This window comes from Oscillibacter sp. CU971 (assembly GCF_905219725.1).
GTDB lineage: Bacteria > Bacillota > Clostridia > Oscillospirales > Oscillospiraceae > Oscillibacter.
This window is the reverse complement of record NZ_CAJMXG010000580.1, coordinates 1-1,037: the sequence shown is the minus strand read 5'-3', so window position 1 is coordinate 1,037 and position 1,037 is coordinate 1. Positions and strand designations below refer to the sequence as shown.

The 1,037-nt window shown below is 54.0% G+C and carries 2 protein-coding genes; both read right to left on the bottom strand.

The features are described 5' to 3' along the window. On the bottom strand, positions 1 to 272 hold a 272-nt coding region (locus JX325_RS17610), incomplete at its 3' end, for a hypothetical protein (RefSeq protein WP_204792291.1). Continuing rightward, on the bottom strand, positions 262 to 1,037 hold a 776-nt coding region (locus tag JX325_RS17605; protein ID WP_204792290.1), incomplete at its 5' end, for a hypothetical protein. The genes JX325_RS17605 and JX325_RS17610, both read right to left, overlap by 11 nt.

The following is a 1,037-nucleotide window of genomic DNA, read 5'->3' as shown; positions in this document are numbered from 1 at the left end:
TCCTCGGACTTAATCGTTGCCAAGTCTTTCCACTCATGGAAGTGGTTCTCGCTGGCAAGGCATCTCAACTTTGGCAGAACCTTTGTGTTGATCCAGTCAAAGAACACATCCTGCTCCCTCTGGCTCCCATCCAGCCGCTCAAAGCTCTGGCGATCCGGCAGGAGGCATAACACCTTTCCGGGTAGGCCGCTCTGCCGTTCAAGGATGGCCCTCGCACCCCAGTACATCTTCGGGGTAAAATTCTCGGGGTAGTTTCCCCACTCATGACTCATGATCTTCCTCCTCGAATTGTTCCGAATCGACCACATTATCAGGATCAGCTTCTCCCTGGTCAGGTTCCTCCACCTCATCGATCACCGGAAGCAAAGACCGCATCACATCCCGCCGTGTCTGCACCGAAGTAGGTTTTGCGCTGCCAGCGGATACCGTGTGATTGTACTCCGGCGATATGGAGGGATGCCCACTAAAGAACTCGGTCAGGGTTCGGTTGATCTCGTCCTGGTTGACATCATATTGGACTGCCAGACAGCAGTAATAGGCACAACTGATAAAGTGCGTTCTGCCCTTGACGGTGCGGAGTACCTTGTTGTTGACATCAATCAGGCTCCTGGCGAACACCGAGTAGGCATCCAGCCCGGCGTTGATCGTGTCCAGCACTTCGCTGTCAACCTCAACCTTGCTGGCCCACTCCCGGAAGGGCTTGGTGGAGAAGTCGGGGGATTTCTCTGTGATAAGTTGGTAAAGCTGCATGGCGATCATTTCATTGGTGAACCGCTTCCTGCCAGCCTCCGAGACTACGAACTGAATTGCCTTGTGCTTGGCGAGCTGTTGGAAGATCGTCAGGCTAGGGACGTTGGCACGGGTCAGCTCGATTGCCGACAGAGGCTTGCCGTTGTTCAGCCTGCGGAAGAACTCTCTGACCTCCGTTTCCGTCATTCCCTCATAGTAGTAAATTGTGAGATTGTAGTCTTTGATTCGATCCCTGGCCCATTCCGGCAGCTGCGAGAAATATAGCCCACTGATATCATCCGCACCCC